Raw genomic sequence first — 4,558 nt, forward strand, 5'->3', positions numbered from 1 at the left:
TCATGACCGCGGTAGAGGATGGAAGCGCCGGCCTGAAGTTAATGCTACACCGGCTGCTGATATGGCGGGTCGGGATCGGCTACTGGTTCTTCGCATTCCTATTCCTTGTTCCCGCCATACTTCTCGGCTCTGTGGCCAATCCGCTCTTCAACGGTGATCCGCTCTCCTTCGCCAACACAAGGCCGGTTCTCGAGATTGTGCCGCTGTTCATCACCTTTTTCATCGTTGCGGGGCTGGGGCAGGTGGAACCCGAAATATTTCGGGGACAACGCACGAACACGTCCTTTTGGAAGCAGAACTTGCAGATTTGCACGGCAAAGAAGCGGCTCTTTTGTTCACGTCCGGTTACGTTTCAAACTGGGCGGTGCTTGGAACGCTTGCATCGCGCATCCCCGATTGTGTTGTTTTGTCTGATGCGCTGAACCATGCTTCGATGATCGAGGGTATTCGGCATTCAAAGGCCGAGTGCATGATCTGGAAGCACAACGATCTGGCCGATCTAGAAGCCAAGCTGAAATCCCTTCCCCTAGACCGTCCTAAGCTCATAGCATTCGAGAGCGTTTACTCGATGGACGGCGACATCTCCCCTGTCAGTAAAATTTGCGATCTGGCGGATCGATACAATGCGATGACTTATCTGGATGAGGTGCACGCAGTTGGGCTTTACGGGCCGCGCGGTGGCGGTATCGCCGAGCGTGAGGGCCTGATGGATCGCCTGACGGTGATCGAGGGCACTCTTGGAAAGGCGTTTGGCGTTGTCGGAGGATATATCGCAGCATCTGCGGAGCTGTGTGACTTTGTGCGCAGCTTTTCCAGTGGATTTATATTCACAACGGCTTTGCCGCCTGCTGTTGTCGCGGGCGCAGCCGCTTCTGTGCGGCATCTGAAGGAAAGTACCGCCGAGCGTGAGCAGCAGAAAGTGCAGGTCGCAAAGGTGCGCGAGCGGCTGGATGCATTGGGCATTCCGCATGTTTCAAATCTATCCCACATCATACCAGTCATGGTCGGTGATCCGGTCAAGTGTAAGTTCATTTCCGATATTCTGCTGGCCGAATATGGCGTGTATATCCAGCCAATCAATTACCCAACTGTTCCGAAAGGGACAGAGCGCTTGAGGATTACGCCGTCACCGGTTCACACCGATGCGGATATCGATCATCTGATTGGCGCGTTGGGAGACCTATGGACTCAGTGCGAACTGTCGCGGATGCCGATGGCGGCTCAGTAGATTACGCCGCGCCATGAATGGCATGCGCTTTGCTGCTCATGAAGATGAGGGTGCCAATGGCCCCGATCCACATGCAGAAAAGTGCGAGCCAAGCAGTGAGTGCAAATATTGCCCCGCCAGACATACCGGCGCCGACAGCGCAGCCGCCGGCAAGCATAGAGCCAAAACCCATTAGAACACCGCCGAGAAGGTAGCGCTCCATCGGTGTGTCGGGGCCAAATCGCTGGAGCTGTGCTTCTTTGGTTGCCAGCGCCATGCCTGCCGCGCCAAGAAATACGCCTGGCACGAGGCCTGATCCGAACTCAAGCGGCAGCCCGCGTTCATTGATCAGTCCCATCAACGTATCGGTCGAGGGGCCGGTGAATGTGATGGATGACACAGCCACGACTTCGAAAGAGTGCGATGCCACAAGGTAGGTCGCCCAGCAACCAGCTCCAACAGCCACGCCAACGATTACAGCGGCTGCGATACGGCTTGGTTTTATGGATCGATGAACGGCTAGCCATAGAGAAAAGATGAGTGCCAAGGACGCTACGCTCGCGAGCGTACTTGAAGAAAAACCAAATTGGCTGGCAAGATCGCGCGGGGCGCCGCCAGAAATTGGCCAGAGTGATGCCAGGTATTCGCGAAAGGGCGAAAGAAATCCGCGCAACGACGCCTGCGCTGCGAGAGTCAGAACCAACCCGGTCACGATGGCGCGCAAGTTTCCCGTGGCGGACAGAACCAAAAGGCGGCTTGCGCACCCTCGCCAAAATCATGCCGATCCCAAACATAAGCCCGCCGATAACTGCGCCTGACAAGCTGCCGGTCGCTGCGATCTGGCGTGATCCTGAAACATCAAGATAGCCAATGGCGATTAGGATCTGGACCGACAGCACAGCGGCAAAAAAGGCAAGAAACCAAATAGCCATGCGGGGGCCAAGGGTGGACTGTGAAAGTTCGATAGTGGCGGCGCGCAGGCAAAACTGCGAGTGCTGCGCGGCTGCCCCAAACATGAATCCTATTAGCAGCGCTGCTGTAAAAAGAACCGAGCCCTCGCTAAAACGATCAATCAGATTTTCCAATGTTGCCGGTCCCCGCTTTCAAATCAATTTCTGAAGAAACCGCCCTGAAAAGACCTTGATGCACGTCAATTGACGTCTTGAAGGTCCGGAAAAATCACTCAAATTCCATCTGTTCAAAGACGCGGCCCGCGTTTTTCGTGGCTAGCTCTTCAAACGTGTCAAGGTGAGCATAGGGCGACTGATCGACATAGTAGGCGTCGGCAAGATCCCCGCCTTCTTCAAGGTGCGCACCGATCTTTTCGCGGAGATAGATCAGGTAGTCCCTGGTATATCTGCGCACTTGATCCATATTTGTCGGATGTCCATGACCCGGAATGACATACGTGGCGCCCAATGCCTCGAATTTGCTGTCCCAGGTTTCGATCCAATCAGCAGTCACCGTGTGTTCAAAGATTGGGAGCAAACGTTCGTGGAACGCAATATCACCAGAAATGACGAGGCTTTTGCCCGGAAGCCACACGACAATATCGCCGGGGCTGTGCGCCGGGCCCAGATGGCGTGCTTCAATCCGTGTGTCGCCCAGTTCAACGATATATTCATCCTCGAAGGTTTCATCCGGCATCACCAGCCGGGTTTGGCCGGCGCGGTCCTTCAGACGGTCCTGAGCTGCAAGAAGCGACCCTGGTCCATAGGCTTCAAACTCTGCCGCTGCAGCGGCATGGGAAACGATCTTAACGCCCTGATCTGCCCAATAGGAATTCCCCAGCATGGCATGGCCCTGGCCGTTTTCGTCAAAAACGAGTATGACAGGCTTGTCGGTGACGTTTTTGACCTCATTATGCAGGGCTTCGGCGAGCTGATAAGAGCCACCACCGTTGACAACCACGACGCCTTCGTCGGTCACGATAAAACTCAGGTTATTGTTGTGCCCGCCGTTTTCATACGTGGGGGGAGCGGTGGCACCAATGGCGGAGAAGACGCCGGGGATGACTTCAATGGGTTTGGAATAGAGAACAGACCCCGGATACTGATCGGGAATATCCTCGCTTGCCAACGCTGGTACGGCGAAGAGCAGAGCTGAAACTATCAAGGCGCGCATTATGTTTCCTCTGAAATGAACCTGAACCCATCGGCCGATGCCTCGGCGCGCCCGATGCCGCCGCCGGGTAGGTGAAAGCCGATGATCTTCATCTTCTCGCCCACAATCCGATCAAACAGCCGTCGTCGCGTGGCGGCGGCCATAACGGCATTCTGATCTGAACCGCTGTGCCATTCTGGCCGGCGAAACGCGATGTGATGATTGCCGATCGCATCCCCAAGAATCAACGCGCTGTCAGAGCCATTGCGGATTTCAAAACTCATGTGTCCGGGTGTGTGGCCGTTGGTTGCAAATGCTGCAATTCCCGGCAGAATCTCTTGGCCGTCATCGAAGAGTTCTACTGTGTCTTCAATGGTTTCCATGCGCCGTTTTGCACCGACCGCAAAGGCGGCCCGAGCGTCCCCGATTGTGTTTACAGTCTCGGCATCCCACCAGTAATCCCATTCGTGGCGGCCCATCATATAGGTGGCCTGCGTGAAAACCAGATCGCCGAAGTCGTCTAGCAAACCCCAGATATGATCCGGATGTGCATGGGTGAAAACGACATGTGTTACATCTTCAGGCACGACGCCCGCGGCATCGAGACTGTCAATCAATGCGCCGGCGCTTGGCATAAAGTCAGGCCCCGACCCAACGTCAAATAGAATGGTATTTTGGCCATCCTGATAAAGCGTGACATTGCATTCTGGTTCCAGGCGTTCGCTTGATACACCCATCTCGTTCAAAAGCGGTGAGAGCTCATCTTTCGGCATTGGCTCAAAAATAAAACTTCCGGGCAGAACAAGGGTGCCATCGCTTACGGTGCTGAGTTTTGCAGTTCCTATAGAAAGTTGAGCGAGGGCAAATTTTGGGACGGTTGCAGAAATGGGCAGGGCGGTTACGCCGCATAAGAAGTTTCGTCGTGAAAAACGCATTTTCCGCTCCATTAATTCTAATATAGGAATATGAATGATTGTTCAGTGCGAAGCAACTAATTCGTCTACGCGTATTTCTCAATAAGTGCCTGCCAACCTAGGTTTCTCTGCCGAGTTCTTGCTGGTAATGACTGTCGATACAATTCTTGGATGGTGGCCGCTGCTGTACTTCCGTGGGCGTCTTGAAGCCGGTCCGACGGTGATGTGAGACAAAACCAACTTGAGGCGAGCAAGGCGGGTGCCTAGCCTCGTGGGATGACAAAATGCAGCACCTTCCGCTTCTTTGAGACGAGCCCAGAGACCGCCGCCTTTC

Annotated in this window: 2 protein-coding genes and 2 pseudogenes; 1 reads left to right on the plus strand and 3 read right to left on the minus strand. The window is 54.7% G+C overall.

Features of this window, described 5'->3' with window-relative positions:
• Positions 1 to 223 precede the first annotated feature (223 nt).
• Positions 224 to 1,228: pseudogene (hemA, locus tag Q1B15_RS16645) on the plus strand (5-aminolevulinate synthase); the annotation flags it as partial.
• A 1-nt stretch (position 1,229) separates the two neighbouring features.
• On the opposite strand, the pseudogene Q1B15_RS16650 reads toward hemA, so the two are convergent.
• The 3 genes and pseudogenes from Q1B15_RS16650 to Q1B15_RS16660 form a co-directional block, all read right to left on the minus strand.
• Positions 1,230 to 2,223 (minus strand): annotated as a pseudogene (locus Q1B15_RS16650) (YeeE/YedE family protein).
• Between the two features lie 163 nt (positions 2,224 to 2,386).
• Positions 2,387 to 3,331 carry an MBL fold metallo-hydrolase gene (locus tag Q1B15_RS16655; RefSeq protein ID WP_299755750.1) on the minus strand — a complete coding sequence of 315 codons (945 nt, stop codon included), beginning with the start codon at positions 3,329 to 3,331 and terminating at the stop codon, positions 2,387 to 2,389.
• The gene (locus Q1B15_RS16660) at positions 3,331 to 4,245 is read right to left on the minus strand and encodes an MBL fold metallo-hydrolase (RefSeq protein ID WP_299755752.1); all 915 of its coding nucleotides are present in this window, start codon (positions 4,243 to 4,245) and stop codon (positions 3,331 to 3,333) included. Before Q1B15_RS16660 ends, Q1B15_RS16655 begins: the two co-directional genes overlap by 1 nt.
• Positions 4,246 to 4,558 lie beyond the last annotated feature (313 nt).

The sequence above is a fragment of the uncultured Boseongicola sp. genome, assembly GCF_937988555.1.
Classification (GTDB): Bacteria; Pseudomonadota; Alphaproteobacteria; order Rhodobacterales; family Rhodobacteraceae; genus Boseongicola.

Coding starts and splice junctions, on each gene's coding strand:
- Q1B15_RS16655 (WP_299755750.1), bottom strand. CDS start 3,331: ATGCGCGCCTTGATAGTTTCAGCTCTGCTCTTCGCCGTACCAGCGTTG.
- Q1B15_RS16660 (WP_299755752.1), bottom strand. CDS start 4,245: ATGCGTTTTTCACGACGAAACTTCTTATGCGGCGTAACCGCCCTGCCC.